The sequence below is a fragment of the Burkholderia sp. AU6039 genome, from assembly GCF_002223365.1.
GTDB lineage: Bacteria > Pseudomonadota > Gammaproteobacteria > Burkholderiales > Burkholderiaceae > Burkholderia.
In genome coordinates this window covers 381762-406765 of record NZ_NKFK01000007.1, presented here as the reverse complement: position 1 = coordinate 406765, position 25004 = coordinate 381762, and the positions used below count along the sequence as shown (strand labels likewise).

The window sequence follows — 25004 nt, the reverse complement described above, 5'->3', positions numbered from 1 at the left end:
GATCGGGCGTCGATGACGTGGCCGAGGCGTTGTTTGTGCACCTCGGCGCGAAGTCATGTTCTGCCAGCGTCGACGGCACTCGGCCCGGCCGCGCGCGTGATGAACGGGTGTCCCGAGGCGGGCGCCGAGGCGTAATCCTTGAACGACGAAAAGGCGTAGTTCAGCAACTGCTCCGCACCCGATATTCTTGCGGCCGCAGTGGGCGCGCCGAGGACTACCGCGAACACGCGGCGCGTCATCGCCGGCGCTTGTTGCGGCCGGCTCGCGGTCGCGACGATGCAATACCCGGCGGCCGCGGTGTGCCCCGTCTTCAGGCCGTCCACAGACGGATCCCTGCCCAGCAGCCAGTTCTTGTTGCGCTTTTCGAATTTTCCGTACGCGAAGTGTTGCTTCGACGAGTAGCCGTAGTATTCCGGGAAGTCCACCGTGAGACGGCGTGCCAGCGTGGACAGATCGCGAGCGGTCGAATGGTTGCCCGGCGTCGTGATGCCGGATGGCGTGGTGAAACGCGTGTGCTGCATGCCGATTTGTCGTGCCGTATCGTTCATCAACTGCTCGAAGGCGGCAAGCGAGCCGCCGACTCGTTTCGCCAGCACCAGCGCCGCGTCGTTCGCCGACGCGACGATCAGGCCCTGCACCAGGTTCCTGACGGTGACGCGCTGTCCTGGGACCAGATACATACGGGCTTCGTCGCTGCCGACTTCCGCCACATCGGACACACCGACCGTCACTTTCTCGTCCTGGTCCAGGGTTCCGTCGCGCAATGCACGCAGGACGATATACGCGGTCATGAGCTTGGTGAGCGACGCGGGCTGACGCTCCGCGTCCGCATCGTGCTCGGCCAGGATCTGTCCGGATTCGCCGTCGACGACGAGCCACGATGCGGCTTGAATGGTCGGTGGTACGGGCGCGGGCGCGGGCGCGGCTTCGGCAAGCGCCGTCGAACATGCGGTGATGCAAGCCAGCAACAGGGGTAAGCGGAGGGAGCGGAATCGTCGGGTCGTATGCCAAATAACCTGCATGGAAATGTGAGCCTTGAGGGATAGGGCTGATCGGGTGTCGAGCGGATGGATCGACGGGGAAGCGTCGATTGCGACGCGGCGCGACAGGATGTGCGGACGCCGATCATAAGGGATGACGTGACACGCGCGATGCCGTGTCGGCATCGCGTGATGCGTGTGCGGCATACGGCCGGGATGCGTGAGCCGTATGCCGTAGCAACGTATATGCCGAGCGGCGTTCAGCGTGCGCTGTCGATGATCGAGCCGCCGTCCGGCGTGAGGCTGTAGCCCGTCAGGAACTGCGCGTCCTCGCTGGCGAGGAACAGGACAACCGGCGCGATGTCATCGTCGGGTGTGCCGAAACGCCCCAGCGGGTTGGTCGGCGGCGGTACGTCGGCACGCTCGCCCCACGTTTGCGCCAACGGCAGCACGTTATTGACCGTGATCCGGTCGGCGGCCCATTCGCGTGCGGCGGTTCTCGTCAGTGCGCGCACCGCTTCCTTCGCCATGTTGTACGGACCGTACCCCGCGAGGCCCATGACGCCGGCCATCGATCCGAAGTTGATCACGCGGCCGGCGCCGCTCGCTTTCAGATGCGGGTAGGCCGCTTGCATCGTCCGGAGGTACGCGATGGGTCCGAGATCGAAATTGCGTTGCAGTTTCTCCACCGACAAATCGGTGATCGACGAAAACGGCGCGGATGGATCGAACGCATTGTTCACGAGGATGTCGATGCCGCCGCAGGTCGTGGCAACTTTGTCGACGGCCGCGTTGATCTGGTCGGCACTGCCGAGATCGCAAGGGATGCCGAGCGCACGGCCGCCAGCGGCCTCGATGTCGGCCACGACCGAATCGACGTTGGCCGGCGTGAGCGACACGACTGCTACCGTTGCGCCTTCGGCAGCGAACCGTTTCGCGGTGGCGCGTCCGATTCCCCGGCCGGCGCCCGTGACGATGGCGATTTTCCCGCTGAGTCGGGCCATGGTGTTCTCCTTTAGGTGATGATCGCGTGACCCGTTGTCGCGGCGACGCCATCCGGTGACGGGATGTCGCGTGCTTCGTTCTGCGTGGTGAATGAAACGACGAGACAGATGAGGGCGACCGCTGCCGGCAGCGCGCCGCGCGGCTTGCGAACACCGACGTGCGCCAGTCCGGAAAGCAGCAAGTGATAGAAGACGCCCGCGTACGCGAGATCGCTGAGCGGCACGCTGACACGGGCCAGGATGGCCGCGACGGCGCCGATCTTGGCGACGGTCAGGAGCGGCACGAGATACGCGGGATAGCCGAATCCGACGAGGATTTTTCGGACGCGATCGCGCTTGACGATATAGAGCGTCGCGGACGTGAGATAGAGCAGCGACAGCAAAGCGGTGCTGGTCCAGTATGCGAAATTTTCAGCCATTTGTTGCGGGTTCCTGAGTTTCATCGATGTCGACTTGGCACAAGAATGTCGTCTAAGATGAAAGCCCGCAAGTAGGATGATTTTCTGTCTGCAGGTATGGAAAAGATGACTAATGACGCCGACGAAGTGAACATGCACGACGAAATGCGGCGCGCATTCTCGCTGCTTTCCGGAAAGTGGAAGCTGGAGATCATGTGGCTGCTCAACCAGCGCGTTTATCGATTCGGTAAACTATGAAAATCGATTCCCGGCATCACGCAGCACATGCTGACTGCGCAGTTGCGCGAGCTGGAAGCGGACGGCTTGATTACCCGCACGGTGTTCGCGGAAGTGCCGCCGCGCGTCGAATACGACATCACCGAAAAGGCGCGCGGCCTCGGGCCGACGATAGAGGCGCTGACGGCGTGGTGGAACGAGTATGGGCGCACCGTGCCGGTCAAGCTGCCGGGGCGCGGACGCAAGACCAGTCCCGCCAAGGCGAAGCTGGGGTGATCTGGCGCGTTCCCCGGCATTCGCGGAGCACGTGGGAACAACCTGAAGAATCCTGGTCTCGCCGGCACCCTGACCGGGCTCGCGCTTGTTGCTAGCGGGCAGGACAATGGTCGGGGCAAGTACCGTGATGAAATGCGTAACCCCGCAAACCGTCACATTACGCGCGCCTTGTCGAGTCGCTCGAACGGCTTTCTCCGATAGGTGAATGACGATCGCATGCCAACGCTTTCAACGGGCACGTCACGTCTGTTTCCCGGAAACTCGAGTCAATGATGAAGCAGCGGGAACGCCACGAGTCCAATGACGGCGGCAGCGGTCACGATCACCGGTTCCTGCAATTTCTTGAAGCGCCACAGCAGCAACACGGTTGCGACGGCGAGCAGCGCGGTCGGGATATCGACGATCGATCGCTTCGCGATAACGAGAACGGAGCCCGTGATCGCGCCGACGGCTGCGGCGGTGATGCCGTTCACGAACGCCTTGACGCCGGGCCGGTGCCCGTATTTCTTTACGTAAGGCGCGGGAATGACCGTGAACAGATAGCAAGGCAGGAACGTGCCGAGAGAAGCGACGAGTGCGCCCGGGAATCCCGCGACCAGATACCCGATGAAGCCGACGGTGATCACGACCGGGCCGGGCGTGATCATCGCGACCGCGACGGCATCCACGAACTGCTTGTCGTTCAGCCAGTGATGTTCGGTGACGACGCCGCCATAGAGGAACGGCACGATCGCGAGTCCGGAGCCGAACACGAACGCACCCGCCTTCATGAAGAAAGCGCCGATCTGAACGAGCTGCGGTAAATCGATGCCGCTCAGCAACCCGCTGGCCGCGGGAAGATGGGCAGCGGCAACGGCATTCAGGCCGCCCTTGTGCAGCCACTTCGGTGGTGCATGCCACAGCCAGCCGATCAGGCCGGCGGCGACGAACAGCCACGCGATTTCCGATTCCGTGATGAAGGTCACCGCAGCCAGCGTCAGGAAGATCGCCCAAAGGAGCTTGTCGTTGCCGACGGTCTTGGTCGTGAGCTTGTACGCGCTCATCGCGATGATGCCGACCACCGCGGCGCCGACGCCGTAGAAGACGGCCTGCATCCACGACAGCCCGCCGAAATGCGCGTACGCGAACCCGAGCGCGACCACCATCAGGAACGACGGCAGCACGAACGCGAAACCGACCAGCGTCGCGCCGAGGAGGCGGTAGTGGACGAAGCCGAGATAGATCGCCAACTGGGCCGCCATCGGCCCCGGTGCGAGCTGGGCCAGCGTAAGGCCTTCCTTGTAGTCGGCCTCCGTGATCCAGCCGCGACGCTCGACCAGGTCGCGACGCATGTAGCCCGCGAGCGCGACCGGCCCGCCGAAACCCAAGGTGCCGAGACGCAGCATGTAGGCGACCAGCTCGCCCAGCGAGTAGGTCGGTTCGGTGGTGGCGACGGTAGTGGTCATGATCTGGCCGTGGTCTGGTTTTTGCCATTCGACGTGAAGTGCGCATACAGGGCGTCGAGCACGGCGCTCATCTGTTCGAGCAACTGATCGTCGTTTTCCGTGCGCTGGCGCATGCCGGCCATCACGGCCTCGAAGCCCACCGCTTCGGGCGCGGCGGGGCCGCCTACGTCGAGCGCGTGCACGATCTCGCCGAGCCGCATCAGCGCGGCGTCGTTTTCGAGCCCGAAACTGGCGAGTAGCACCTCGAATGTCACGCGCTCGCCGACGTGCGTGAACGTTGCACCGTCGAAATCGAAACCGAGCGCGTCGACCGGGCAATCCGCCGGCGCTGCAAGCCAGATGAAGCGGGCGCGCGTGTCGATGAATCGGTGGATCAACCATGCACTCGCGACGCGATCGACCCACATCCGCTGCCGCGTCGCCCACGTGCGACCTTGGTACTCGCCAATCGCCAGCGGGCGAATGGCGCGGTCCGCGGCGTGCGGCTCGCCCGGTGACAGCACGGTGTCGACCAGCGCGACGAAATCCTGCAGCGCGACTTCGGCGCGGGTGGCCGAATCGCCCGGGAAATAGTCGATCACCCGGATGGCGTCGAAATCCTTGCGCAGGCGACGCAGCAGGCGGGTGAGTTCGGTGGGGGACTGTCCGGCCAGTGTCTTGCGCGCGTCGATGAGGGTTCGCGTGAAGGCCGCGTAGTCGTCGTCGCGATCGAACAGCGCGCGGAATTCCTGTTCCTGTGACGCGTCGAGACTGGGCGCGCGCAGCAGGTAGGCCGTGCCGCCGCTTTCGGCGATCGCGTCCGCGAGCTCGCGCAGGGTCGCTTCATGCTCTCCGGTGTACGGCAGCAGGTAGATGCCGTCGCGCAGCACCGCGCAACCCTTCGCCTTCAGTGCACGCCAGAACCGCATGCGGGCCGTCGCGTTTTCTGTCGGAAGGGTCAGAACGAGGAGTGACCAGATCGATAAAGTGTTCATGTAGACAATGCTACTAACTCGTCATTGACTCTACAAGTTAACTTTTCGAACGGTACAAGCAGGGGGCTGCGCCAGTCATCAGCCGGCGACCGGCAACCGTCATCGGCGGGATTCGGATGGTCGGCACGGCACGCCCATTACCGCAGCGAACCGGCAGGCAACGGGTCGCCTGCTCGGCAGTCTCTGTCGCGCAAGCGAGACGTGGGGAAGGGGCAATCAGGACTGGGGTATCGATCGGCGTGACGCAGCGGACGCGCCGATGGATGGCGTGAAGCAGTGTCCGGGTCGACGACGCACACGCCGCGCGACGTGGCGAAGTCTTCTATACCGGTCGCAGGGCGCCGGTACCCGGCGCGTTCGGTTCGGCCAGGCGATTCACGGCGTGACGACAAGCACGGTATGCATGCCGGCCGCATAGTGTCCCGGCTTGTTGCAGATCAGCGCGTAGCGTCCGGGCACGAGCGTGAATGACGCGCGTTTGCGCTTGCCCGGTGCGATGTCTTCGACTTCGCCGATCTTTTTCAACTTGTGCTCCAGCACCAGGCCTTTGCGGACAGGGAGTGCGTCATCCGCGAGATCGGTCTTGAGCAGGACGAGCTCGTGTTCCATGTTGTTGTCCGCGGCATTCCTGACATCAAGCGTGACGCGACCCGCTTTCACGCTGTGTGTCTCGAGCTGGATCGCGTTCGACAGCAACGTCGCGTTGACGGTTTGCTCTGCCCGGCTGGCAGGCGAGGTCATGCCGAGCGCAGTCACGCTGGCGAGGATGGCGATTCGGCAAGTGGCGTTCATGATGGCTCCCGGTGCAACGAAACACCGCACCCGCCAAGCGTCCGGCGATGGCCGTATGCGATATGCCGCGCACGCAGACACCCCTGCCAGTGCGACGGCATGAACGCTTTCGTGGGGCGGTACGTGCGGTAAACGTGCGCTGCGAGGCGTTTATTCCTGGGGTCCGCCTGCATTGGACGGACAGCGGCGACCGACGGCGGAATCCGGGCGATCCGTGATTTCAGGGTGCCCGTCATCGCGCCATGCCGCTCCGGCAGGCGTCTCGTCCCCTCGCCAGCCGCCTGCCCATGACGGCGCCAGGGTCGTCATGGAAAACTGTATGAATATACAGTATAGTGTCCGTCGCAATCGAGCCGCACACGTGTAACCGTTGCGGCCCGTGCGCCGCGCCTGCGGGCATCCGCCGCAGCGTTCCGGCACCGAGCACTCTGGCTAACTCATTCAGACGGGCAGGCAAATTGTCATCCAGCAATCTGATCCGCATTCGCGGAGCACGTCAGCACAACCTCAAGAATCTCGATCTCGACCTGCGTACCGGCGAGATGACGGTCGTCACCGGCCCGTCGGGCTCCGGCAAGTCCAGCCTCGTGTTCGACACGCTGTACGCGGAAGGCCAGCGGCGCTACGTCGAGACGTTCAGCGCGTACGCGCGGCAGTTCCTCGACCGGATGGACCGCCCGCAGGTCGAGCGTGTCGACGGCGTGCCGCCGGCCATCGCGATCGACCAGACCAACCCGGTGCGCAGCTCGCGCTCGACCGTCGGCACGATGACCGAGCTGAACGATCACCTGAAGCTGCTGTACGCGCGCGCGGCCGAGCTGTTCGACCGCAAGACCGCGCGGCAGGTGCGGCACGACACGCCGGAGACGATCTACGCGGAGCTCGTCGCGCGCACGCAGGCGGACGATCCGCGCGTCGTCGTTACGTTCCCGGTCGAACTGCCGGAAGCGGTGTCCGATGAAGAAATCGCGCAGTGGCTGTCGGCGAGCGGCTATACGCGCGTGCAGGCGCAGCGCGAGGTCGCGTCGCCCACCGGGCCGCGCAAGGTGCTCGACGTGGTGGCCGACCGCTTCCGCGTGCAGAACACCGACAAGGTGCGCGTCGTCGAGGCGATCGAGGCGTCGCTGAAGCGCGGCGGCGGGCGCGTGAACGTCTATGTGCTGCCGGCCGACGCCGGGAACGCGGTTGCCGAGCCGCAGGTATGGCGCTTCTCCACCGGGCTCCACGATCCCGACAGCGACCTGCGCTACGCGGAGCCGCAGGCGGCGCTGTTCTCGTTCAATTCGGCATACGGCGCGTGCGAAACCTGCCGCGGCTTCGGCCGCGTGATCGGCGTCGATCTCGGCCTCGTGATCCCCGACGCGCGCAAGACGCTGCGCGGCGGCGCGATCAAGCCGATGCAGACCCCCGCCTGGAAGGAGTGCCAGGACGACCTGATGCGCTACGCGGCGAAAGCCGGCATCCCGCGCGACACGCCGTGGTCCGAGCTGTCGGACGCCGAGCGCGACTGGGTCGTCAACGGGTCGCCGGACTGGAACGGCAAGTGGCAGAGCCAGTGGTACGGCGTGAAGCGCTTCTTCGGCTATCTCGAGTCGAAAGCGTACAAGATGCATATCCGCGTGCTGCTGTCGAAATACCGCAGCTACACGCCGTGCGACGTGTGCGGCGGCGCGCGCCTGAAGACGGAATCGCTGCAATGGCGGCTCGGCTCGAAGGAAAACGCCGACGGCGTGCTCGCGCCGGCCGGCCGCTTCATGCCGCGCGGCGTCGACTGGAGCCGCGCGCAGCTCGAAGCGCTGCCGGGCCTGACCGTGCACGACCTGATGCTGCTGCCGATCGAGCGCATTCGCCGTTTCTTCGACGACATCACCTTGCCGAGCGCGCTGCTTGACGATGCGCTGAAGCTGCTGCTCGCCGAGGTGCGCACGCGCCTGAAATACCTGTGCGACGTGGGGCTCGGCTACCTGACGCTCGACCGGCAGAGCCGCACGCTGTCGGGCGGCGAGGTGCAGCGGATCAACCTGACGACGGCGCTCGGCACGTCGCTCACGAAAACCCTGTTCGTGCTCGACGAACCGAGCATCGGGCTGCATCCGCGCGACCTCACGCGGATCGTCGAGGCGATGCAGCGGCTGCGCGATGCGGGCAATACGCTGGTCGTCGTCGAACACGATCCGTCGGTGATGCTCGCGGCCGACCGGCTGATCGACATGGGGCCCGGCCCGGGCGAGCGCGGCGGCACGATCGTCTATGACGGTACGCCTGCCGACATCCGCTCCGCGCATACGCTGACGGGCGAGTACCTTGGCGGCCGCAAGCATGTCGCGCATGCGTCGAACTGGGCGCGCCGGGTGGTCGACGCGAACACGCCGCGCATCGTGCTCGAAGGCGCGAGCGAACACAACCTGCGCGACGTGACGGTCGAGATTCCGCTGCAGCGGCTCGTCTGCGTGACGGGCGTGTCGGGGTCCGGCAAATCCACGTTGCTGCAGGACGTGCTCTATCCGGCGATGGCGCGGCACCACGGCAAGGCGACCGAGTCGCCGGGCGCGTACCGCAGCCTCACGGGCGCCGACCAGGTCGGCGACGTCGTGTTCGTCGACCAGTCGCCGATCGGCAAGACCACGCGGTCGAACCCGGCGAGCTACGTCGGCGCGTTCGACGAGATCCGCAAGCTGTTCGCGAAGGCGCCGCTCGCGCTGCAACGCGGCTACGGCGCCGGCACGTTCAGCTTCAACTCGGGCGACGGCCGGTGCCCGACCTGCGGTGGCTCGGGCTTCGAGCATATCGAGATGCAGTTCCTGAGCGACGTCTACCTGCGCTGCCCGGATTGCGACGGCAGCCGCTACCGTGCCGAGATTCTCGAAGTGCGCATCGAGCGCGACGGCCGCGCGCTGAGCATCGCCGACGTGCTCGACCTTACCGTCAGCGAAGCGGCCGCGTTCTTCGCGACCGACGCCGAGGTGCTGCGCGTGCTGCAGCCGATCGTCGACGTCGGCCTCGAATACGTGAAGCTCGGCCAGCCGGTGCCGACGCTGTCGGGCGGCGAAGCGCAGCGGCTGAAGCTGGCCGGCTTCCTCGCCGAATCGGCGGCGGCCGTCAATGGGCGCCGGGTCGTCACGGAAGAAGCGCGCATCGCGCGGGCGAAGCTGTTCATGTTCGACGAGCCGACCACCGGGCTGCACTTCGACGACATCGCGAAGCTGATGCAGGCGTTCGGCAAGCTGCTCGCGGCCGGCCATTCGCTGATCGTGATCGAGCACAACCTCGACGTGATCCGCGCGGCCGACTGGCTGATCGATCTCGGCCCGGAAGGCGGTGACGGCGGTGGCCTCGTGCTGTGCGCGGGTACGCCCGACGACGTGAAGGCCTGCGCCGAATCGCATACCGGCGTGGCGCTGCTGCAGTACGACCGCGCAATGGATGCCGAGCTGGCGCTCGCCGACGAAGGCAAGCCGCTGCAGGCCGTGCTGAACGCGGCGCGCGAGCGGCGTGCGATCGAGGGCGAAGACGTCGTGCGGATCGTCAATGCGCGCGAACACAACCTGAAGGCGCTCGACGTCGACATCCCGCACGGCAAGTTCAACGTGATCACCGGGGTATCGGGTTCCGGCAAGTCGACGCTCGCGTTCGACATCCTGTTCCACGAAGGCCAGCGCCGCTACCTCGAGTCGCTGAATGCGTATGCACGCTCGATCGTGCAGCCGGCCGGCCGCCCCGAAGTCGATGCGGTGTACGGCATTCCGCCGACCGTCGCGATCGAGCAGCGGCTGTCGCGCGGCGGGCGCAAGAGCACGGTCGCGACCACGTCCGAGGTCTGGCACTTCCTGCGGCTGCTGTACGTGAAGCTCGGCCTGCAGCATTGCATCCACGACGGCACGCCCGTCACGTCGCAGTCCGTCGAATCGATCGCCGCGCAGTTGCTGCGCGATCATCGCGGCGAGCACGTCGGGCTGCTCGCGCCGCTCGTCGTCAACCGCAAGGGCGTGTATACGGATCTCGCGAAGTGGGCGAAGGCGCGCGGCAGCACGCATCTGCGCGTCGATGGCGAGTTCGTGCCGGTCGATCCGTGGCCGAAGCTCGACCGTTTCCGCGAGCACACGATCGAGTTGCCGGTGGCCGATATCGTCGTGTCGCCGGACAACGAGGCCGAACTGCGGCGCGTGCTCGACGAGACGCTCGAGCTCGGCAAGGGCGTGATGCATCTGCTCGCACCGCTCGACGGGCTGCACCACGCGATGCAGAACGATCATTCGACCGCGCGGGTCGGCACGGTCAAGGTGCTGTCGGTCAAGCGCGCGTGCCCGGTGTGCGGCACGAGCTACCCGGAGCTGGACCCGCGGATGTTCTCGTACAACAGCAAGCATGGCTGGTGCACGACCTGCGTCGGCACCGGCGTCACGCTCACGCGCGAACAGCGCGCCGCGTATGACGACACGGTGCTCGCCGGCGATGATCGTGGCCGCGAGCAGACGCTGCCGTCCGACGAGCAGGAGCCGGAAGGCGTGGGCAACGAGCCGTGCCCGGATTGCCACGGCACGCGGCTGAACCCGTCCGCGCGCGCGGTCACGTTCGACGCGCATCCGATCGTCGAGGTCGCGCAATGGACGGTGTCCGACACGCGGCGCTGGATCGACGGGCTGGAACTGACGGGGCGCGACGCGCAGATCGCACGCGACATCGTCAGCGAGATCGGCAGCCGCCTCGCGTTTCTCGAGGAAGTCGGGCTTGGTTACCTGAGCCTCGATCGCGCGGCGCCGAGCCTGTCGGGCGGCGAAGCGCAGCGCATCCGGCTCGCGGCGCAGCTCGGCAGCAACCTGCAGGGCGTCTGCTACGTGCTCGACGAACCGACGATCGGCCTGCATCCGCGCGACAACCAGATCCTGCTGGACGCGCTGCGCAAGCTCGGCGACAAGGGCAATACGCTCGTCGTCGTCGAGCATGACGAGGACACGATCCGCCGCGCCGATCACATCATCGACGTCGGCCCGGGCGCCGGCAAGCGCGGCGGCACGCTGGTCGCGCAGGGCGCGGTCGCCGATCTGGCCGCGCAGTCCGATTCGGTCACGGGCCGGTTGCTCGCGCAGCCGATGACGCACCCGCTGCAGCCGCGCCGCAGCGTGAGCCTGCCGGGCAAGCAGGGCGGCGCCGCGGTGCCGGCGGCCTGGCTGACCGTGCACGGCGCACGGCTGCACAACCTGCGTGACGTCACGGTCGGCATTCCGCTCGCGCGGCTCGTCGCGGTGACGGGCGTGAGCGGCTCGGGCAAGTCGACGCTCGCGCGCGACGTGCTGATGACGAACCTGCTCGACGCGGTCGGCCGCTCGGTGCTGTCGTCGCCGGCCACGCGCCGCGCACGCAAGGCCGCGCAGCAGGATGCGCCGGCCACCAACCGCCGTTCGAGCGTGCTCGCGCGCAGCGCGCCGCGGCCGTCGCTGAACGTCACGCATGCGTGGCAGGGCTGCGAGTCGCTGAGCGGCTGGGAGCAGATCGACCGCGTGCTGGAAGTCGATCAGACGCCGATCGGCAAGACGCCGCGCTCGTGCCCGGCCACCTATATCGGCGTGTGGGACACGATCCGCAAGCTGTTCGCCGATACGCTCGAAGCGCGGGCGCGCGGCTACACGGCATCGCGCTTCTCGTTCAATACCGGCGACGGGCGTTGCCCCGCATGCGAAGGGCAAGGCGTGCGCACGATCGGGATGAGCTTCCTGCCCGACGTGAAGGTGCCGTGCGACGTGTGCCACGGGCAGCGCTTCAACCCGGAGACGCTCGCCGTCACGTGGCGCGGCCGGAACATCGGCGACGTGCTGACGATGGAGATCGACGAGGCGGTGGAATTCTTCGCGCCGATCTCGAACATCGCGCATCCGCTGCAGCTGATGAAGGATGTCGGGCTCGGGTACCTGACGCTCGGCCAGCCGTCGCCGACGCTGTCGGGCGGCGAGGCGCAGCGCATCAAGCTCGTCACCGAGCTGACGAAGGTGCGCGACGACATCACGCGGCGCGGCCAGAAGGCGCCGCACACGCTGTACGTGCTCGACGAACCGACGGTCGGCCTGCACATGGCCGACGTCGCGAAGCTGATTCGCGTGCTGCACCGGCTCGTCGATGCGGGGCACAGCGTCGTCGTGATCGAGCATGACCTCGACGTGATCGCCGAAGCCGACTGGATCATCGATCTCGGGCCGGAAGGCGGCGTGGGCGGGGGTACGATCGTCGCGGCGGCGCCGCCGGAAGCGCTCGTGCAGGTGCGCGCAAGCCACACCGGGCAGGCGCTCAAGCCGGTGCTGGCGCGAACGGGGTCGGACGAAGGCGAAGCCGAGCGCGAGGGCGAAGCGCGGGTAGGGTGAGCGCGACGCTGCGTCTCGACGGCTCCGGTGCCGGGCGGTGAGTTCCCCCAGCTCACTTGCCAGCGGCTGGGGGCGCACTGCGTTCCGGTTCATGCACCCCTCGTCGAGAGGTGTTTTCTTTTGGGGCTGCGACATGCGCCCGACCGACCGGGTGCGTCCATTGTTAATCCGGCTCGAATAGAGAGTTGGAAGCAGGGGGATAAGAGAAAGCGCGCCCGATGGTTAGGATGAGTGCCGTTGTCCGGCGGACGATCTGCGGATCGTCCCATCATTCTCGAACGCATCAGGAGTGCAATCTTGGCGACCTATATCGTCTTCACGCATGAAAGCACGCAGGATCAGCAGGAACTCGATCTCTACCAGGACAAGGTCGGCGCGACGATCGCCGGCCACCCGTTGAAGGTGCTGGCCGCGTATGGCCCGCAGGAAACGCTCGAGGGCGACGGCCCGGAAGGGGTGGTGATCGTCGAGTTTCCATCCAGGGACGCCGCGCATGCGTGGTATGGCAGCCCGGCATACCAGGCCATCGTTCCGCACCGCTTCAAGGGCGCACGCTTTCGGGCCGTGCTGGTCGAAGGCGTCTGACGGGGCGTGAGTCTCTTGTCGACCGTCGCGGCGACTCCGCCTTCGGCTGGAGGATCGTGTCGCTGTGCAAGGGCGAGCGGGGCTTTCCGGCAGCGCTGTCACGCAAGCTGTTGAAGCCCGAGCCGTCGGCGCCGTATCGCCCGGGCGCCCCGATTTCGCCGGTCGATCCCGACGCGGTGCGCGTAGGCCGAGGCCGCGTGCGCGCAGCCGCTCGGCGATCGGCAACGGGCGTCGAACCGCCCAGCCTCGATCGCGCATTCCATTATGGATGCGCGCGTCATATCCATAGAAGAAATGACCGCAACGGGTCAGTCGCACATTCTCCATAATCGACGACGCATGTGAAGTCGCCAGTCCCTTCCACGCTTTCTCGTGACCGCTTGAATCCGATGGGCTCGACCTTTTCGAGGTCGAGCGCGATGTCTCATTTCCTTTCGAATTTCGACTGATAGCGAAGGACACGAAAGTGAGCAACGTACGCATTGATCAAATTTCCTTCCTGACAGCGGGAAACTACCCCGGCGAAGACGCAGCGGAGGGATTCGAGCGGGCGCTCGACCTGTTCCACGCGGGCGAGGCGCTCGGCTACGACGGCGCCTGGATACGGCAACGCCATCTCGAGCGCGCCGTCTCGTCGGCCGCGACGTTTCTCGCGGCGGCGAGCCAGCGCACGACGCGGATCGGATTGGGCGCGGCGGTCATCCAGATGGGATACGAGAATCCGTTCCGGCTGGCCGAGGATCTCGCCACCGTCGACGTGCTGTCGCGCGGGCGGCTCAACGTCGGGCTCAGCGCGGGGGCGCCAATTCACGGGGCGCTGCTGGGCGAACGCCTGTTCGACACCGATCCGGAACGGGTCGACTTCTCGCATGCCCGCGTGGCCCGGTTGCGCCGCAATCTGGCCGGCGACTGGCTCGGTGACGAAGACACGTTCGTGGAATCGGCTGCGGGCAAGGTCCGGCCGCGCGTGAGCCCCTTCGCACCGGGCTTGACGGAGCGGCTCTGGTACGGCGCGGGGTCCGCGCGCTCGGCCGAATGGGCGGCCCGTAACGGCTTCAACCTGCTGATCGCCAACGTGACCACGGGCGAGGGCACCGACAGTTATCTCGATGCCCAGTCGCGGCAACTGGCGCTGTATCGCGACCATTGGCATGAAGCCCGCGCACCGCGTATCTCGCTGGGGCGCGTGATCGTCCCGACCGACGGCGCGAGCGCGAAAGAGCGCGAACGCTATCGCGCGTTTGCAGACGGGCGTCATGCCCGCACGCTGGCGCCGCAGGGCGAGCGACGCACACTGTACGCGCCGGATCTCTTCGGCCCCTCGGACGAAATCCTGGAGCGGCTGCTGGCCGATCCGGTGGTCGGACAGGTGCGGGAACTGCGTGTCGAACTGCCCTACAACCTGCCGTTCGAGAACTATCTGCAGATCCTCGACGATGTCATCACGCGTATCGCACCGGCACTCGGCTGGCGTCCCGCCGATCGGCGCGAACAAGCGGCGGCCTGAGCGGCGGCGCGGGTGCGCACCGGTGGGGCGCGCCGCGTAGTCGCGATCGATTATTTCCGCGTACCGGCGATGATCGCCTCGGCCGCCCGAATCACCGGAAGATCGACCATCCGGCCGTCCAGGCTGAACACGGCGCCGCCGTGTTTCGCGGTTGCGTCGATCACGCGGCGCGCCCACGCCTGCTCGTCTTCCGAATAGCCCATCGCATCGTTCACGCCGGCGACCTGCGCCGGGTGGATGCACAGCTTGCCGCCGAACCCGAACGCGCGCGCACGCCGCGCATCGGCCGTCAGACGCTCGGCATCGTCGGTGCGCGTGGTCACGCCGTCGATCGGCGCCGGCAACTGCGCGCGACGCGACGCGGCCACGATCGCATTGCGCGCAAAGGCCAGCTCCGGCTCGTCGGGCGTCGCGCGCATGCCGAGGTCGAGCTGGAAATCCAGATGCCCGAACGCGACACGCACGACCTGTGGGTCGCGCGCCAGCGCGTCGGCCGCATCGAGCCCGGCCAGCGATTCGATCAGCGCGACGAGTTGCGCGTGCTCGCCGAGCTGCGCCGCGACGTGGCGCAGCGCGCCCGCATCTTCGGACTTCGGCAGCATCACGGCCACGCGTTGCGCGGCCCAGTCGCGCAGCAGCGCGATGTCCGCGTCGTGCCACGGCGTGCCGACCGCGTTCACGCGCACGACGGTGCGCGCACGCTGCTCGTCCGTCAGCAGCGGCAGGTGCTGCGCGAGTTGCGCGCGGGCGTCGTCCTTGCTGTCGGGGCTGACGGCATCCTCGAGGTCGACGATGATGCAGTCGGCACCCGAATCGAGCGCCTTCGCGAAGCGCTCGGGGCGGGTGGCCGGCACGAACAGCAGGCTGCGCGCGTGACGGACGGGGGAAAGGGGCTTGGACATGGCTCAGATCACGCCGGCGGCGCGCAGTTGTTCGATATCGGCGTCGGTGCGCCCGAGTTCATGCAGGATGGCCGCGCTGTGCTCGCCCAGCGCGGGTACCGCGTCCATGCGCACGTCGAAGCTGTCGATCGTGGCGGGCGGCAGCAGCGCCTGCAGTTCGCCGGCCGGCGAGTCGATCGTGCGAAAGCGCTGGCGCGCGTGCAGTTGCGGATGCGTCCAGAGATCGCCGATCTGGTTCACGGCGGCGTTCGCGATCTGTGCTTCGTCGAGGCGCGCGATCACGTCCTGCGCGGTGAGGGAGGAGAACGCCTGTTCGATCACGGCCTTCAGTTCCGCACGGTGTTCCGAGCGGTGCACGTTGGCGTCGAAGCGCGGATCGGTCGCGAGCGCCGGGTCGCGCAGCACGACGTCGCAGAACGTCTTCCATTCGCGCTCGTTCTGCAGGCCGAGCATCACGACGCGGCCGTCGCCGGCCTTGAACGGGCCATACGGATAGATGGTCGCGTGCGCGGCGCCGTTGCGGCCCGGTTGCTGCTGGCCGTCGTACGCGTAGTACATCGGGAAGCCCATCCACTCGGCCAGCGCCTCGAGCATCGAAATTTCCACGTGCGAGCCGATGCCCGTGACGCCGCGCTGCAGGAGCGCGCTGAGGATGCCCGTGTACGCATACATGCCCGCCGCGATGTCGGCGATCGAGTTGCCGGCCTTGCAGGGTTCATCGGCCGTGCCCGTGATCGACAGGAATGCCGCCTCGCTCTGGATCAGCAGGTCGTACGCTTTCTTGTCGCGGTAGGGGCCATCGGCGCCATAGCCCGAGATGTCGCAGACGATCAGCCGCGGGTGCTTCGCGTGCAGCGCATCGAACGACAGGCCCATGCGCGCGGCCGCGCCGGGCGCGAGGTTCTGCACCAGCACGTCGGCCTGGGCCACGAGTTCGCCCAGCACCGCCTGCGCGGCCGGTTGCTTCAGGTCCAGCGTGAGGCTTTCCTTCGACCGGTTGGTCCACACGAAATGCGACGCGAGACCGCGGGTGCGGTGATCGTACGCCCGCGCGAAATCGCCCACGCCGGGGCGCTCCACCTTGATGACGCGGGCGCCGAGATCGGCGAGCTGGCGCGTGCAGAACGGCGCGGCAATCGCGTGTTCGAGCGTGACGACGGTCATCCCGCTGAGCGGGCCGGGTTGAGCTTTGCGAGCTTGCATGGTCGGATGGTTATTCCAGTTCGGCGCTGGCCTGCATGGCCAACTGCCCTTGCGGGCCGCGCGCCCACAGGCGGGCGGCATGTCCTTCGAGCTTGCCGTTCACCGTGAACGGCGCGGTGTCGAACAGCGGGCTGACGGCCTTGAACTCGAAGCGGCGAATGGTCTTGCCGGGGTGCGTGCGACGCAGTTCCTCCAGCAGCAGCATCGCGATCAGCGGGCCATGCACCACGAGGCCCGGATAGCCTTCTTCCTGCATCGCGTAAGGCCGGTCGTAGTGAATCCGGTGGCCGTTGAAGGTGAGGGCGGAAAAGCGCATCAGCAGCACCGGATCGGGCGTGACGATGCGCGAATACTGTTCGTCCGTCGGCGCCGGTGCCGGTGCCGGCTGGGGTGCCGGTATGCCGGCAGTGGCAGGAGGCGGCGCGTCGCGGTACACGATGTCCTGTTCCTCGCGGATGGCCACGCCCTCGGCATCGCTCGTTTCGTGCAGTACGGTGACGAACACCAGCTGGCCGCTGCGGCCGGACTTGCTCTGCACGCTCAGGATCGTCGACCGGCGCTGCACGGGCGCATCGACGGCCAGCGGGCGCAGGAACTGCAACCGTCCGCCGGCCCACATGCGGCGCGGCAGCGTGACGGGCGGCAGGAAGCCGCCGCGCCGCGGGTGACCGTCGACACCGATGTTCGACTGACGTTCGCCCGGCAGGAAGTACAGCCAGTGCCACAGCGGCGGCAGTGTCGCGGGGAGTTCGGATGGGTTCGCGTAGTCCAGTGCCGCCTGCAGCAGACGGACGGGGGCCCGGGTAATCCGGTCCGCGCTGTCAACGCTCCGGCCGACCCACGCGTCGAAGGATTCGGAAGGTTCGACACTCATGGTATTGGGTGCTCGATGATTGAAGCGTCAGGCAGGCAGCCGGCGCCAGCATGTCGGGTGCCGGTCGCCCGTGCCGGCAGCGTGCGTTGACCCGTTCGGGCACGGCCGCGAACAGGTCGGCTTCGAGGGTGTAGTCGGTCACGATGAAGATCAGTGCTTCGGAATCCTTGTTGATCTCGACGATTACCGTCGAATCCATCATGCCGGCCAAATACTGGATCGCCCCCGAGATACCGACCGCGATGTAAAGCTGCGGCGCGGCGATCTTGCCGATCGGGTACGAGCATCTTCATGGAGAGGAATCCTTCCGGAATCAGTAGGAACGCGGGAGCTGCAGCACGTGCTCGGCCACATGCCCGAGGATCATGTTGGTGGAAATCGGCGCGACCTGGTACAGGCGCGTTTCGCGGAACTTGCGCTCCACGTCGTATTCGCACGCGAAGCCGAAGCCGCCGTGCGTCTGCAGGCACGCATTGGCCGCTTCCCAGCTGGCCTTGGCGGCCAGGTACTTGGCCATGTTGGCCTCGACGCCGGCGTTCTGGCGCGCGTCGATCTTCTCGCAGGCGCGCCAGCGCATCAGGTTCGCGGCCTCCAGCTCGATGAACGATTCGGCGAGCGGAAACTGGATACCCTGGTTCTGCCCGATCGGGCGGCCGAACACCTTGCGCTCGCTCGCGTAGTCGCGCGCTTTCTCGAGGAACCAGTAGCCGTCGCCGATGCACTCGGCCGCGATCAGCGTGCGCTCGGCGTTCAGGCCGTCGAAGATCACCTTCAACCCCTTGCCTTCAGTGCCGAGCAACGCGTCTTCCGGCAACTCCAGGTTGTCGAAGAACAGCTCGTTGGTCTCGTGATTGACCATGTTGAGGATGGGGCGCACCGTGAGGCCGTTGCCGATCGCCTTGTCCAGCTCGACGATGAAGCACGACAGCCCGTCGCTCTTCTTCTGCACCTGGTCGAGCGGCGTCGTGCGCGCGAGCAGGATCAGCAGGTCGCTGTGCTGGACCCGCGAGATCCACACCTTCTGGCCGTTGATGACCCAGCGGCCGTCCTTTTTCACGGCCGTGGTCTTGAGCTTGGTGGTGTCGCTGCCGGTGGTCGGCTCGGTCACGCCCATCGACTGCACACGCAGCTCGCCTGCCGCGATGCGCGGCAGGTAGCGCTGCTTCTGTGCTTCGGTGCCGCTGAACACGATGGTGTTCATCACGTACATCTGGCCGTGGCACGCACCCGAATTGCCGCCGGAGCGGTTGATCTCTTCCATGATGACCGACGCCTCGGCCATCGACAGCCCCGGGCCGCCGTATTCCTGCGGAATCAGCGCGGCCAGCCAGCCGGCCTGCGTGAGGGCCGTGACGAACGCATCGGGGTAGCCGCGCGCCTCGTCGATCTTGCGGTGGTAGTCGGCCGGAAACTGATTGCACAGGCTGCGTACCGCGTCGCGGATTGCCTGGTACTGGTCGGGGGCGGAAAAAACGGAGGCGCTCATGAATCGTGTCTCGTCATTGGCATGGGTCGAGTCCATAATAAGTTTTGATGGATTTCTTAAACAATAGAATTTCCTGATCGTCGAATCAGTTTTTGGTATCGAGGTATCCGCGATGGATCTCAAGCAATTGCGCGCGTTTGTCACCGTGGCCGAAACGGGCAACGTCACCCGGGCGTCGAGCCTGTTGAATCTCGTGCAGCCGGCCGTGTCGCGCCAACTGCGCCTGCTCGAGGAGGACATGGGGACGGAATTGTTCGACCGCAGCCGCCACGGCATGCAGCTCACGTCGTCGGGCAAGACGATGCTCGAATACGCACGCCGCATCCTCAACGAGGTGGCGCGCGCCAAGGCCGAGATCCAGCCGACCGACGGGCCGGTGGCGGGCATCGTGAGCATCGGGCTGCTGGCCAGCACGTCGGACCTGCTGGCCACGCGGCTGGCGGGCGAGGTGGCACGGCGCTACCCGCACATCCGCCTGCGGCTCACGATCGGCTACGCGGGCCATCTGCAGGACTGGCTCGAAGCGGGGGACGTCGATGCGGCGCTGCTGTACGGGCAGAAGGAGACGCCCGCGCTGCACGTCAAGGCGTTGATCGACGAGAGTCTGTGGGCCGTCGCGGCGCCGTCGGCCGGGCTGTCGCGCAAGCGGCCGGTGTCGCTGGATCGGGTCGCGCGCGAGCCGTTCATCCTGCCTTCCGCGCCGCAGGGCCTGCGCGCGGCGATCGAGCACGCGGCGGCCGAGGCGGGCGTGACGTTGCAGGTGTTCGCCGAAACCAATGCGTTGAGCGTGCAGAAGGAACTGGTCGCGCAAGGCCACGGCTGGACGATCCTGCCGGCCGTCGGCGTGACGCATGAGGTCGAGCGCGGCATCCTGAGCGCGGCGCCGCTCGCGTCGCCGGGCGTCCGGCGCACGATCGTGCTCGCGGCGCCCAGCAGCCGGCAGGCCACGGCGCCGGTGCGCTGCGTGGTCGGTGTGCTGCTCGATTGCGTGAAGGCGACGTTCGACCAGGGCGACTGGCCGGACGCGCGCTGGCTGGGCTAGGGCGAGCGTGTTGTCGGGGTGAGCCGCCTCACGTGCGGTCTTACCCCGGCGGGACAGGCCGGCGCGCCGAAGCGGCCGTCCACCCGTGCACTCGGTGTGCCGGGCCGGGAGAGCGGGGAAAAGCCCGTTTTGACGTGCCCGGATGAAGCCGAGCGTGCGCTGTCAGCGAGTCGGATTCCGTCGATCGAGATGGGTGCTCAATGTCGCCTGAACGCGTTCTCGCGCCTGGGTGTTGATCCTGGCATCCAGCACCATGATCACGGCGGCGACCAGGAAAATCACCAGGCTGACCGTCACGACGATACCGGCCAGCCACGGTGCGGGTAGGTTGGAGAGGGTTGCCGTCGCGTCGCTGCCTCGTTCGAAACTGGCCGCTGCCATGCCGCAATAGTGCATCCCGCACACGGCCACGCCCATGACGATGGCCGAACCGATCTGGCGTGTTCTGCCGAATGTGCTCGGCCGGCGCAGGTCGAAGGCCAGCAACAAGGCGGCGCCGCTTGCCAGGATCGCGATGATGACGGACAGCACGACCAACCAGGGCTGGTATCGGATACCGGAGCAGATGCTCATTGCCTGCATGCCGAGATAGTGCATGCCGGCGACGCCCAGTCCCATGACGATTGCGCTGACGATGAGTTGCGGCCAGTGCAGCGCGAAGCGGGCGAGCGGGACGAAGCCGACGGCCGAAGCCGCAATCGCAATCAGCAAGGAAGCGACGGTGGTGGGAATATCGTATCCAACAGCCACCGGCAGGTGAAATGCCAGCATGGCGACGAAATGCATCGACCAGATGCCGAGCCCCATGATGCATCCGCCGAACGCGATCCAGGGCCAGATCGAACGATTCCCGATGAGATTCAGGCGATCGGAGATATTGAGTGCCGTGAACGATGCGAGGATCGAAAGAAAGCAGGAAAGTACGACGAGCGTAGGGTCGTAGGTGCCGGACATGATCGTTATTCTCGGTTATAGGCTTTTGGTCGTTTGAGGGCGCCCTGTTTTTGCGAGTGCGCCGTCCCCTCGTGTGTCCCGCAAATATACCGAAACCCGGGATCGAATCAAGGGCGCCGCCGCCCACTTGGGGTGGTGCGTCGGTGCGACGGAGGTCCCCGGATCGTGCCGGTTTTTCGGTCCCGGGCGGACCGGATCGAATGCGCCGTGCGCGCATGGGCGTGCGCCGAGGTAGTCCGGCTGGCCGACGTCCGCGCCAGCCTCATCACGACGTCGCCGATCTGCGATAATGTCGGCCGCCTTGGCGGACGGCAGCGTACGATCTCGTTGCCCGCCCGCCGTGAATTCGTATCAGGAGAGTCCCGTGCGCGACATCATCGACGGCTTCCTGCGCTTTCAGCGCGAGGTCTATCCGCAACGTGTCGAGCTGTTCAAGCAGCTCGCCACCGCCCAAAATCCCAAGGCGCTGTTCGTGACGTGCTCGGACAGCCGCGTGGTGCCCGAGCTGCTGACGCAGCGCGAGCCCGGCGAACTGTTCGTGATTCGCAACGCGGGCAACATCGTCCCGTCGTACGGGCCAGAACCGGGCGGCGTGTCGGCTACCGTCGAGTATGCGGTCGCCGTGCTCGGCGTGCGGGATATCGTCATTTGCGGGCACTCGGATTGCGGCGCGATGGGCGCGATCTCACGGTGTACGTGTCTCGACCATATGCCGGCTGTCGCGAACTGGTTGCGCCATTCCGATGCCGCGAAAGCCATCAATGCCGCGCATCAGTTCGACTCCCCGCGGGACAAGCTCGACGGTCTGGTGCGCGAGAACGTGATCGCGCAGCTCGCCAACCTGCGCACGCATCCGTCGGTTGCGCTCGCGCTCGAGCAAGGACGGATGAATCTGCACGGTTGGGTCTACGACATCGAGATGGGGCGCATCGACGCACTCGACGGCGCGACGCGCCAATTTGTCCCGTTGAGCGAGTCGCCGGCCACGGTGGCGGTCAAGTCGTACTGAGCGAAGGGGCCTTGTTCCGGCCGGTCGTATCCGCCATGCCGAGTCGGACAAGCGAAAGCGCCGATCTGCGGTCCGATCTGTAGCGGCAGTCGCGAAGGCCGGTTCCGCCCATGCCCGACGTCTTCATCTCGATCGTGGCTTCCTGCACCCGACGCGGCCGCGCGAAGTCGGGCGGCCGCAAAGCGGGGGGATCGCTGCGTCACGCCCCGTGCCGTCACGCTTGCGGCGCGACGGATGCCCCAGAGATGCCATGCCGCCGCAGCGAATCCGCGACGAAGCCCGACGCCTTCATTTCCTCGACGAACGCATTCAATGCCGCCGCGGCCGCTTCGCCGCGGCTCTTCGGCACGCCCATGGCCTGCCGGATCACCATGAACCGCTCGTCGAGCAGGCGCAGGCCGGGCGCTTTGGCGGCGTCGGCCTCGAGCTGCTGCTTCACGCCTGCGGCCACTTCCAGTTGCTGTTCGACGAAGGTCTGCACGACGGCTTGCGACGTCGGCGCACGCACGATCTGCGCGGCCTTCAGTTCGCGCGTGAGAAACAGGTCGTAGGCGCTGCCCTTGCCGACGGTCACGCGGTTGTCGGGCTGGTCGACGTCCGCGTTCGTGCGGATCGGCGACGCGTCGCGCACCAGATAGAACCCCTCGATCAGCACGTACGGCGCCGTGAACGCGACCGTTTCGCCGCGCAGCGGATCGACCGCGAAGAAGCCGAAGTCGGCGCGCTCGTCGGTCAGCGCCTGCACCGATTTGCCGGCAGTGTCGAACACGACCAGTTCCAGCTCGGCCGACAGGCGCTCGGCGAACGCGCGTGCAAGGTCGATCGACACGCCGAATGGTTCGCCCGTCGCCGGGTCGCGGTTCGCGAGGATCGGGTTGCCGAGGTTGATCGACGCGCGCAGCTTGCCGGTCGGCGTGAACGCGGAGAGGACGGAGGGGGCGAGGGGCATGGCAGGCTCGTGACGGTCGTAGGGGCAGGGTTTGGCGCGCGGCGATGTGCGACCGCGCGTCGGCATCGAGCTTATCACCCTGGCTTTCGCCATCGAGCGGCGTCGAGCGGCGCAAGCCTGCCTTCGGCGCGAATTGGGCGACGCGAGACAGATGCGTTCCCCTCATCCTGTGACCCCAACAGTGATGGACGGGCAAAGGGATTGCGTGGCTGCGAGAGGCGATTTGATGCGGGAAGAGGGAGGCGATTTGCTTGCTTCGCGCCAGCGGCGGCTGTCGGTTGGCCGTGGCGTTGCTCCCCGTCGGCGCCGTCCAGCCGGGCGCAGTGGGCCTTGATTCTCCCGGCACCCGCTAGAATTGCGGTTTTAGTCCGGAATACGTCCATGTCTTTTGCCTCGCTCGGCCTGATCGATCCCTTGCTGCGTAACCTGCAGGACCTCAATTACCAGGCCGCCACGCCGGTGCAGGCCAAGGCGATTCCTGCCGTGCTCGGTGGCAAGGACGTGATGGCGGGCGCCCAGACCGGCACGGGCAAGACGGCGGGTTTTGCGCTGCCGCTGCTGCAGCGGCTGGTGCAACACGGCCCGGCGGTGTCCAGCAACCGCGCACGTGTGCTGGTGCTGGTGCCCACGCGGGAACTGGCCGAACAGGTGCTGCAAAGCTTCATCGCGTACGGCAAGGGTCTCGATTTGCGGTTTCTGGCCGCTTACGGCGGCGTGAGCATCAATCCGCAGATGATGAAGTTGCGCAAGGGCGTGGATGTGCTCGTGGCCACGCCGGGCCGTTTGCTGGACCTCAATCGCCAGAACGCGGTGCAGTTCGATCAGGTGCAGACGCTGGTGCTGGACGAAGCCGACCGCATGCTGGATCTCGGCTTTGCGCGCGAACTCAACGCCGTCTTTGCCGCGCTGCCCGCGCAGCGTCAGACGCTGCTGTTCTCGGCCACGTTTACCGACGATATCCGCGCGATGGCGGCGACCATTCTGCGCAGTCCGGTCAACATCAGCGTCAGCCCGCCCAATGCCACGGCCAGCAAGATCAAGCAGTGGGTGGTGACGGTGGACAAGCGGAACAAGCCCGATCTTTTCATGCACCTCGTGGCCGAGAACAAGTGGGCGCATGCGCTGGTATTCGTCAAGACGCGCAACGGCGTGGATTACCTGGCGGCGATGCTGGACGAAGCGGGCTATGCCGTCGACACCATTCACGGCGACAAGCCGCAACCGGCGCGCCTGCGTGCGCTGGAGCGCTTCAAGACGGGCGAAGTCCAGATGCTGGTGGCCACCGATGTGGCGGCGCGCGGGCTGGATATCGACGACCTGCCGCTGGTGATCAACGTGGATTTGCCGATCGTGGCGCAAGACTATGTGCACCGCATCGGCCGTACCGGACGCGCGGGTGCCAGTGGCGTGGCGGTGTCCCTGGTGTGCGCGGATGAAGCGCCGCAACTGGCCGCGATCGAAGCGCTGATCAAGCAAACGCTGCGCCGTGAAGAAGAGCCGGGTTTCGAGGCCGAACACCGCGTGCCGGAAACCAGCGCGACGGGCGAGATCATCAAGAAACCCAAAAAGCCCAAGAAGCCGAAAGTGCCGCACGCTGCGTCGGCTGCCATGCCGGTGCCGGGTAAAAAGCCGCGTCCGCAAGGTGGCGAGAACAAGCACAAGGCTGCGGCGCCGCATGCGAAGCCGGCCGGTAACGGACCGGACTACACCATTGGCAGCCCGTTCAGCGTGCAGAAGCCGCGTGGCAAATCTGCCGGCAAGCCGGCGGCGGGCGCGCGCAAGCCGGCTGGCAAACCCGCTGGTGCCCGCGGGAAACGTCCGTCCTGATTCGTGGGGATGCGGCTCGCCAGCCATTGAATATGGCTGGCGGTTCGGCGGCTGAAGGCAACTTCGAGTGCGTGGCGTCGTCGGGTTGAATCTGCAGCCCATTGCGATCCGTCGACGCAAGGTTCAGGACCACCGTTTCAGGCTGAAACGGGAGGTACAGGAAAGTCCGCCGGGACAAGCGCCCGTTGCTGATGCCAGGACGGCGGC

20 protein-coding genes and 2 pseudogenes are annotated in these 25004 nt (G+C 66.6%); 8 read left to right on the top strand and 14 right to left on the bottom strand.

All coding sequences use genetic code 11. The features are described from left to right. Nucleotides 1-53 precede the first annotated feature (53 nt). Genes CFB39_RS34020 through CFB39_RS34010 form a run of 3 tightly spaced genes read right to left on the bottom strand, consistent with a single transcriptional unit; the run spans nucleotide 54 to nucleotide 2427 of the window. The gene (locus CFB39_RS34020; RefSeq protein ID WP_256991518.1) at nucleotides 54-1187 is read right to left on the bottom strand and encodes a D-alanyl-D-alanine carboxypeptidase family protein; all 1134 of its coding nucleotides are present in this window, start codon (nucleotides 1185-1187) and stop codon (nucleotides 54-56) included. A 53-nt stretch (nucleotides 1188-1240) separates the two neighbouring features. Then, a complete protein-coding gene (locus tag CFB39_RS34015) occupies nucleotides 1241-1984 on the bottom strand; it encodes an SDR family NAD(P)-dependent oxidoreductase (RefSeq protein WP_089476261.1) in 744 nt (247 codons plus the stop codon). Nucleotides 1985-1995: 11 nt separating this feature from the next. Beyond that, nucleotides 1996-2427 (bottom strand): DoxX family protein, encoded by a 432-nt coding sequence (locus CFB39_RS34010; protein ID WP_244115436.1) that lies wholly within the window; start codon nucleotides 2425-2427, stop codon nucleotides 1996-1998. An 81-nt stretch (nucleotides 2428-2508) separates the two neighbouring features. Between CFB39_RS34010 and CFB39_RS41020 the strand changes: the two genes are divergently transcribed. Next, a complete protein-coding gene (locus CFB39_RS41020; RefSeq protein WP_256991516.1) occupies nucleotides 2509-2640 on the top strand; it encodes a hypothetical protein in 132 nt (43 codons plus the stop codon). A 6-nt stretch (nucleotides 2641-2646) separates the two neighbouring features. Continuing rightward, nucleotides 2647-2895 carry a helix-turn-helix domain-containing protein gene (locus tag CFB39_RS40410; RefSeq protein ID WP_306426946.1) on the top strand — a complete coding sequence of 83 codons (249 nt, stop codon included), beginning with the start codon at nucleotides 2647-2649 and terminating at the stop codon, nucleotides 2893-2895. A gap of 266 nt (nucleotides 2896-3161) precedes the next feature. On the opposite strand, the gene CFB39_RS34000 is transcribed toward CFB39_RS40410, so the two are convergent. The 4 genes and pseudogenes from CFB39_RS34000 to CFB39_RS41015 form a co-directional block, all read right to left on the bottom strand. Further along, nucleotides 3162-4340, bottom strand: coding sequence for a chromate transporter (locus CFB39_RS34000; RefSeq protein ID WP_089476260.1), 1179 nt, complete (start codon nucleotides 4338-4340; stop codon nucleotides 3162-3164). After that, nucleotides 4337-5314, bottom strand: a complete 978-nt coding sequence (locus CFB39_RS33995) for a chromate resistance protein ChrB domain-containing protein (RefSeq protein WP_089476259.1) — start codon at nucleotides 5312-5314, stop codon at nucleotides 4337-4339. Before CFB39_RS33995 ends, CFB39_RS34000 begins: the two co-directional genes overlap by 4 nt. Nucleotides 5315-5689: 375 nt before the next feature. Then, nucleotides 5690-6106, bottom strand: a complete 417-nt coding sequence (locus CFB39_RS33990; RefSeq protein ID WP_089476258.1) for a plastocyanin/azurin family copper-binding protein — start codon at nucleotides 6104-6106, stop codon at nucleotides 5690-5692. 167 nt (nucleotides 6107-6273) lie between these two features. Continuing rightward, nucleotides 6274-6360: pseudogene (locus CFB39_RS41015) on the bottom strand (arsenical resistance protein ArsH); the annotation flags it as partial. Between the two features lie 204 nt (nucleotides 6361-6564). On the opposite strand from CFB39_RS41015, the gene uvrA reads away from it, so the two are divergent. From uvrA to CFB39_RS33970, 3 genes are all read left to right on the top strand, one after another. Continuing rightward, nucleotides 6565-12459, top strand: a complete 5895-nt coding sequence (gene uvrA, locus CFB39_RS33985; RefSeq protein WP_089476257.1) for an excinuclease ABC subunit UvrA — start codon at nucleotides 6565-6567, stop codon at nucleotides 12457-12459. Between the two features lie 297 nt (nucleotides 12460-12756). Beyond that, the gene (locus CFB39_RS33980) at nucleotides 12757-13044 is read left to right on the top strand and encodes a DUF1330 domain-containing protein (protein ID WP_089476256.1); all 288 of its coding nucleotides are present in this window, start codon (nucleotides 12757-12759) and stop codon (nucleotides 13042-13044) included. A gap of 466 nt (nucleotides 13045-13510) precedes the next feature. Beyond that, nucleotides 13511-14551: an LLM class flavin-dependent oxidoreductase gene (locus tag CFB39_RS33970; protein ID WP_089476255.1), complete on the top strand. Its 1041-nt coding sequence runs from the start codon at nucleotides 13511-13513 to the stop codon at nucleotides 14549-14551. Between the two features lie 50 nt (nucleotides 14552-14601). On the opposite strand, the gene CFB39_RS33965 is transcribed toward CFB39_RS33970, so the two are convergent. The 5 genes and pseudogenes from CFB39_RS33965 to CFB39_RS33945 all read right to left on the bottom strand — a co-directional run bounded on the left by CFB39_RS33965 (nucleotide 14602) and on the right by CFB39_RS33945 (nucleotide 19016). Further along, nucleotides 14602-15453, bottom strand: coding sequence for a CoA ester lyase (locus tag CFB39_RS33965; RefSeq protein ID WP_089476254.1), 852 nt, complete (start codon nucleotides 15451-15453; stop codon nucleotides 14602-14604). Between the two features lie 3 nt (nucleotides 15454-15456). Further along, nucleotides 15457-16656 (bottom strand): CaiB/BaiF CoA-transferase family protein, encoded by a 1200-nt coding sequence (locus CFB39_RS33960; RefSeq protein ID WP_089476253.1) that lies wholly within the window; start codon nucleotides 16654-16656, stop codon nucleotides 15457-15459. A 10-nt stretch (nucleotides 16657-16666) separates the two neighbouring features. Further along, a complete protein-coding gene (locus CFB39_RS33955; protein WP_089476252.1) occupies nucleotides 16667-17530 on the bottom strand; it encodes a MaoC family dehydratase N-terminal domain-containing protein in 864 nt (287 codons plus the stop codon). Between the two features lie 82 nt (nucleotides 17531-17612). Continuing rightward, nucleotides 17613-17801: pseudogene (locus CFB39_RS41005) on the bottom strand (FAD-binding protein); the annotation flags it as partial. Nucleotides 17802-17843: 42 nt separating this feature from the next. Then, nucleotides 17844-19016 (bottom strand): acyl-CoA dehydrogenase family protein, encoded by a 1173-nt coding sequence (locus tag CFB39_RS33945; protein ID WP_089476251.1) that lies wholly within the window; start codon nucleotides 19014-19016, stop codon nucleotides 17844-17846. A gap of 112 nt (nucleotides 19017-19128) precedes the next feature. Between CFB39_RS33945 and CFB39_RS33940 the strand changes: the two genes are divergently transcribed. Further along, nucleotides 19129-20058, top strand: a complete 930-nt coding sequence (locus CFB39_RS33940) for a LysR family transcriptional regulator (protein ID WP_089476250.1) — start codon at nucleotides 19129-19131, stop codon at nucleotides 20056-20058. A 162-nt stretch (nucleotides 20059-20220) separates the two neighbouring features. Here CFB39_RS33940 and CFB39_RS33935 read toward each other — a convergent pair whose 3' ends face one another. Then, nucleotides 20221-21012: an MHYT domain-containing protein gene (locus CFB39_RS33935; RefSeq protein ID WP_089476249.1), complete on the bottom strand. Its 792-nt coding sequence runs from the start codon at nucleotides 21010-21012 to the stop codon at nucleotides 20221-20223. Between the two features lie 364 nt (nucleotides 21013-21376). Here CFB39_RS33935 and CFB39_RS33930 point away from each other — a divergent pair, with 364 nt between their 5' ends. After that, nucleotides 21377-22021 carry a carbonic anhydrase gene (locus CFB39_RS33930; RefSeq protein ID WP_089476248.1) on the top strand — a complete coding sequence of 215 codons (645 nt, stop codon included), beginning with the start codon at nucleotides 21377-21379 and terminating at the stop codon, nucleotides 22019-22021. A gap of 214 nt (nucleotides 22022-22235) precedes the next feature. On the opposite strand, the gene CFB39_RS33925 is transcribed toward CFB39_RS33930, so the two are convergent. Continuing rightward, entirely contained in the window at nucleotides 22236-22970 is a 735-nt protein-coding gene (locus tag CFB39_RS33925) for an ABC transporter substrate-binding protein (RefSeq protein WP_089476247.1), read from the bottom strand. 381 nt (nucleotides 22971-23351) lie between these two features. Here CFB39_RS33925 and CFB39_RS33920 point away from each other — a divergent pair, with 381 nt between their 5' ends. Beyond that, the gene (locus tag CFB39_RS33920; protein WP_179257776.1) at nucleotides 23352-24797 is read left to right on the top strand and encodes a DEAD/DEAH box helicase; all 1446 of its coding nucleotides are present in this window, start codon (nucleotides 23352-23354) and stop codon (nucleotides 24795-24797) included. Nucleotides 24798-25004: the final 207 nt, after the last annotated feature.

Coding starts and splice junctions, on each gene's coding strand:
- CFB39_RS34020 (WP_256991518.1), bottom strand. CDS start 1,187: ATGCCGCACACGCATCACGCGATGCCGACACGGCATCGCGCGTGTCAC.
- CFB39_RS34015 (WP_089476261.1), bottom strand. CDS start 1,984: ATGGCCCGACTCAGCGGGAAAATCGCCATCGTCACGGGCGCCGGCCGG.
- CFB39_RS34010 (WP_244115436.1), bottom strand. CDS start 2,427: ATGAAACTCAGGAACCCGCAACAAATGGCTGAAAATTTCGCATACTGG.
- CFB39_RS41020 (WP_256991516.1), top strand. CDS start 2,509: ATGACTAATGACGCCGACGAAGTGAACATGCACGACGAAATGCGGCGC.
- CFB39_RS34000 (WP_089476260.1), bottom strand. CDS start 4,340: ATGACCACTACCGTCGCCACCACCGAACCGACCTACTCGCTGGGCGAG.
- CFB39_RS33995 (WP_089476259.1), bottom strand. CDS start 5,314: ATGAACACTTTATCGATCTGGTCACTCCTCGTTCTGACCCTTCCGACA.
- CFB39_RS33990 (WP_089476258.1), bottom strand. CDS start 6,106: ATGAACGCCACTTGCCGAATCGCCATCCTCGCCAGCGTGACTGCGCTC.
- CFB39_RS33965 (WP_089476254.1), bottom strand. CDS start 15,453: ATGTCCAAGCCCCTTTCCCCCGTCCGTCACGCGCGCAGCCTGCTGTTC.
- CFB39_RS33960 (WP_089476253.1), bottom strand. CDS start 16,656: ATGCAAGCTCGCAAAGCTCAACCCGGCCCGCTCAGCGGGATGACCGTC.
- CFB39_RS33955 (WP_089476252.1), bottom strand. CDS start 17,530: ATGAGTGTCGAACCTTCCGAATCCTTCGACGCGTGGGTCGGCCGGAGC.
- CFB39_RS33945 (WP_089476251.1), bottom strand. CDS start 19,016: ATGAGCGCCTCCGTTTTTTCCGCCCCCGACCAGTACCAGGCAATCCGC.
- CFB39_RS33940 (WP_089476250.1), top strand. CDS start 19,129: ATGGATCTCAAGCAATTGCGCGCGTTTGTCACCGTGGCCGAAACGGGC.
- CFB39_RS33935 (WP_089476249.1), bottom strand. CDS start 21,012: ATGTCCGGCACCTACGACCCTACGCTCGTCGTACTTTCCTGCTTTCTT.
- CFB39_RS33925 (WP_089476247.1), bottom strand. CDS start 22,970: ATGCCCCTCGCCCCCTCCGTCCTCTCCGCGTTCACGCCGACCGGCAAG.
- CFB39_RS33920 (WP_179257776.1), top strand. CDS start 23,352: ATGTCTTTTGCCTCGCTCGGCCTGATCGATCCCTTGCTGCGTAACCTG.